4 protein-coding genes are annotated in these 4634 nt (G+C 73.1%); all 4 read right to left on the reverse strand.

Features of this window, described 5'->3' with window-relative positions; translation table 11 throughout:
- Positions 1 to 50: 50 nt before the first annotated feature.
- Positions 51 to 1115, reverse strand: a complete 1065-nt coding sequence (locus tag ITP53_RS53900; RefSeq protein WP_195903230.1) for an ATP-binding protein — start codon at positions 1113 to 1115, stop codon at positions 51 to 53.
- A gap of 25 nt (positions 1116 to 1140) precedes the next feature.
- Positions 1141 to 2487, reverse strand: coding sequence for a DUF5691 domain-containing protein (locus tag ITP53_RS53905; protein WP_236052209.1), 1347 nt, complete (start codon positions 2485 to 2487; stop codon positions 1141 to 1143).
- Between the two features lie 143 nt (positions 2488 to 2630).
- Positions 2631 to 3917, reverse strand: a complete 1287-nt coding sequence (locus tag ITP53_RS53910) for an SWIM zinc finger family protein (protein WP_328818810.1) — start codon at positions 3915 to 3917, stop codon at positions 2631 to 2633.
- A gap of 178 nt (positions 3918 to 4095) precedes the next feature.
- Positions 4096 to 4634 (reverse strand): discoidin domain-containing protein (locus tag ITP53_RS53915; RefSeq protein ID WP_195903232.1); only part of this gene is annotated, 539 nt, incomplete at its 5' end.

Consider the following 4634-nt stretch of genomic DNA (forward strand, 5'->3'; position numbering starts at 1 on the left):
GTCCGGGGTGGTGTTCATGTGGTCAGAAGGGGTGGGGGTTGGGGGCGTGGTCATGAGTCCTCGCGGCATGCGCGGTAGAAGTCGCGCCAGTCCGAGCGTTCCCTGACCACCGTCTCCAGGTATTCGCGCCACACCACCCGATCCGACACCGGTTCCTGCACCACCGCGCCGACGATTCCGGCGGCCACGTCGGAGGGACGCAGGACGCCGTCGCCGAAGTGGGCGGCCAGCGCGATGCCGTTGGTGAGGACCGAGATGGCCTCGGCCGTGGACAGGGTGCCGCTGGGCGACTTGACCTTGGTGCGGCCGTCCTCGGTGACGCCCATGCGCAGCTCACGGAACACCGTCACCACCCGCCGGATCTCGGTCAGCCCGGTCGTGGTCTCGGGCAGTTCGAGCGCGTGGCCGAGCTGGGTGACGCGGCGGGAGACGATGTCCACCTCCTCCTCGGCGGTGGCAGGGACGGGCAGCACCACGGTGTTGAAGCGGCGGCGCAGCGCGCTGGACAGCTCGTTGACGCCCCGGTCGCGGTCGTTGGCCGTGGCGATGACGTTGAAGCCGCGGGTGGCCTGCACCTCGCGGTTGAGCTCGGGGATCGGCAGCGTCTTCTCCGACAGCACGGTGATCAGCGCGTCCTGCACGTCGGACGGCATGCGGGTCAGCTCCTCGACGCGGGCGACCCGGCCCTCGGCCATCGCGCGCATCACGGGCGACGGGGTCAGCGCCTCGAACGAGGGGCCTTCTGCGAGCAGCCTGGCGTAGTTCCAGCCGTACCTGACGGCCTCCTCCGCGGTGCCGGCGGTGCCCTGGACGAGCAGGGTCGAGTCGCCGCTGATGGCGGCGGCGAGGTGCTCGGACAACCAGGTCTTGGCGGTGCCCGGCACGCCGAGCAGCAGCAGCGCGCGGTCGGTCGCGAGGGTGGCGACGGCGACCTCCACGATGCGGCGCGCGCCGACGTACTTGGGGCTGATGCGGTCACCGTCGCCCAGGATGTACGTGGTCACGGCCCACGGCGACAACTTCCATCCCGGCGGCCTGGGACGGTCGTCGTCCTTGGCCAGGAGGTCGAGCTCGTCGGCGTACTGGTCTTCCGCGTGCGGGCGCAGAACGGTCATGAGGTCTCCGGTTCCGGGGTGTGGTTCATCGGGGGTCCAGCTCCCTGTACATCTCGGCGCGGAAGCGCAGCAGCGCGGCCACCTGCTGGATGGACTCCACCGGCGAGTAACTCTCGGCCAGCGGGAACAGCGCCGGGTCGATGTGCTCGCCGGCGAGCTTGACCAGCTCGCCGAGGTTCCACGGTTGCGTGGTGGCCACTTTCACGATCTTGCGCAGGACGGCCGTGGCCAGGCCCTCGCGCCAGTGGGACGACACGCCGCCGAGCACCATGATGAGCTGGCTGTCGAGGTCGTGCTCGCGGACGAACCGGGCGGCGAGCTCCTGCTGCTCGTCGGGCGGCAGCGACTCCAGGAGGTCGGCGATCGGGTCCCACCCGAACATCGCCCGCGCCCACTCCGGGTCCCTCTGCAGTACGGCGGCGCGCACCCAGGCGGCCTTCACCTCGGCGTCCCAATCGGGGATCCGCAGCGCGAGCAGCCGGTCGGGCGGGTGGCCCCAGATCGTCAGCGGGGCGCGGGCGATGACCTGCTGCAGCCACCAGGCCCGCTCGCCGATGCCGCGGGGCGGTTTGGGGCGGACGCCGTCGCGTTCCATCGCCTTGTCGCACTCCTTGGGGGCTTCGACGGCGATGACGTTTCCCGTGACGGCCACGCAGGCCCTGGCCCGCTCGGCCATCCGCAGGGACAGGCGCGACCCGGGGAGGCGGGTGAGGAGGTTGGCGGCGGCCTGGCGCACCTCTCTGCGCCGGTCGTCCAGCGCCGCCTCGAGGAACGGCTCGTCGTCCATGCTGAGCCCCTCGGCCAGCACCTCGGCGAACTCGGCCCGGTCGTCCGGCGTCTCGCTCTCCCACGTGCTCTCCAGCAGCCGCCTGCCCGCGGCGGGGTCGGCCGCCCTGAGTGCGCGCAGGTGCGCCCGCCGGTCGGCGGCTCCGCCCAGCTCCCACGTCTCGCCCGTCGGCTCCTCCAGGAGGTAGTCCCAGGCGGGGTTGAGCCCGGCCAGCCACCGGCCGCGCTGCCCGGCCAGCACGCCGAGATGCACCCGGATCGACCGGTCGCGCCTGCCCTTCTCCAGCAGCTCGGGCAGCACGTAGGGGGGCACCCGGCGGCCGGTCCCCGCCGCCGCGGCCAGCCATTCTGGCAGCAGCCGCTCGTGCTCGCCGCCCATGATGCGCGTCAGCCGCTCGGCCGCGCGCCTGCTCACCGCGTCGCGCCCCTCCTCGGGGGCGACCTCGGCGGGCGCGCCCTCGTCGTGCGGACGCTGCCCGGCCCGCCGCCGCACCACCTCCACGGCTGCGGTCTCAAGCAGATCGCCTCGGTACGGCCTGCGCCCGGTCCCCACGAGCGCCGTCGACGCCAACTCCTCCCACCCCATCACCGGGCCGATCAGGGGGCCGGTCGCAGCGCCGGTCGCTGAGCCGGTGGCAGAACCAGTCGCTGGGCCGGGCACAGGGCCGATCGCAGAACCAGTCGCTGGGTCGATCACCAGGCCGGGCACGGGACCGGTCGCAGGATCTGTCACAGGATCACCGCCGTTCCATCGTCGTCCCAGGCCGTCAGAGGACGCACGCCGCGCGGTGTCCACTCGGTCGCCACCGTGACCGGCCGGCCGCCGGAGACGGCGATCAGCCGCCACGGGTCGCGGGCCCTGGGATGCAGCGGCAGCCCGCCCAGCGCGGCCTGCCCTGGCACCACCCCGGCCAGCACGAGCGGCCACGACTCGGTCCAGGGATCCTCGCCCAGCGCCCGCGCCACCTCGTCGAGCGCCTCCTCCACCGCCACACCCGGCGGCGCGGCGGAAACCCCGTCCGGCCTGTCGTGCCGGATCGCGACCAGGGCGCGCAGCGGGGCGGCGCCCGGGTAGTAGGCCAGTTCGGCGTCGATCGTCGTGCCCGTGACCAGGGAGGCGTCCAAGGGCTGGCCCTGCGGGGCGAACGAGAGGACGAGCGCGGCCCGCCCGGTGCGGCGTCCCCTGAGCCAGACGCGCCGCGCCGTCAGCCGATCCTCCTCCTCGTCCCGCCGGCCCAGCACGTCCCAGAGGTCGCGCACCGCCGGCCCCGACAGCACCTCTTCACGGGTGACAGGAAAGCCCGCCCGGATCAGCACGGTCCTGGCCAGCGGCCCGGGCAGCTCGGCCCGCCGCCGGTAGGCGACGGCGAGGAGGTTGATCAGCGCGTATTCCTCCAGGAGCCGCCCCGGCCAGCCGTCCTCCGCGCGCACCCGGCCCAGCCGGGAGACGACGCCGGCGACCGCGGGGGCCTGGGCGTCGATGAGGCGCTTGGCCAGGCCGTCCCAGTCGTGCCCCGCTGCCCCCGCCAGCCCTTGGCGCACCTGATCCGCCAGCCACCGCTCCAGCTCGGCCAGCCCGGCGGCGACACGTGTGTGGCGGACGGACTCCCCGTCAGGGGCGGCAGGCTCGCCGGATCCGGCTCTGGTGCGCGCGGTCTCGATCTTCGCCGCCGACTTGGCGGCCCGCTCGGCCCGCCCTTCCAGCCACTCCATCACCCACTGCGGCGCCGCCTCATGAACGGGCACGCCGTCGGCGGACCACATGAGCATCAGCCCGAGCGCGTGCTTGCACGGGAACTTCCTGCTGGGACAACTGCACCGATAAGCGGGCTCGCCGAGGTCGACGCAGGCCAGGTAGGGCTTGGCCCCGCTGCCCTTGCACTCGCCGAAGAGCACGCCGTCCGTCGTGCCGCGCAACGACCATTTCGCCGCCGCCGCCACACCCTGAGCCGCCTTCTGCGACGACGCGTCGGGGGCGAGGGCGAGCACCTGATCACGGCTCCACCGTTCGATCACCTGCCGCAGACTAGCCACCCCGACCGACATTTCGCACCGAAAGGAAAAGGCGCCCAAAAGGCAGTGCCCCGGGAACGGAAGCCGAGGCGGGCTCTGAGGGCGTCAGCGCGGGAACGGAAGCCAGGGCGCGCCCTGAGGGGTCAGCCTTGGAACGGAAGCCAGGGCGGACCCTGAGGGGTCAGCTCGCGGTCACCTCCGCGGCGGACAGGTACGAGCCGCCGAGCGCCCGGCTGCCTTCGAGCCGGACGTAACGGGCGTCCACCGTCGTGAACGTGGCCGTCTTGAGCCGCGCGTCTCCGGCCCACGAACCGGCCGCGACCTCCGTGAAGGTCTGCCCGTCGGCGCTCACGTACACCTTGTAGTCCAGGATGGTGCCGTTGAGGTTGCCGTCGAAGCGCGGCTGGTACTCCACCTTGCCGACCTGCTTGACCTCACCCAGGTTGAGCGTGAGGGACTGCGGGAGCGGGGTTGGCGGCGCGTACTCCGAATGCCAGTACGTCGCGATGTCGCCGTCCACCGCGCGCTCCGGATCGAAGCCGGCATGGAAGCTCGTGGCGTACACCTTGGGCTCGGTGCACGTCTCCGTGACGGTCACCGGCACCTCGGTGGTCTCGTCGCCGACCCGCACCGTCAGCCGGTGCTCGCCCGGGGGCGTGTCCCTGGGCGCGGTGACCTTGACGAAGGTGGTGGCGCCCTGGCGGGCGGGGACGTCGAGGG

The sequence above is a fragment of the Nonomuraea cypriaca genome (assembly GCF_015645445.1).
GTDB lineage: Bacteria > Actinomycetota > Actinomycetes > Streptosporangiales > Streptosporangiaceae > Nonomuraea > Nonomuraea cypriaca.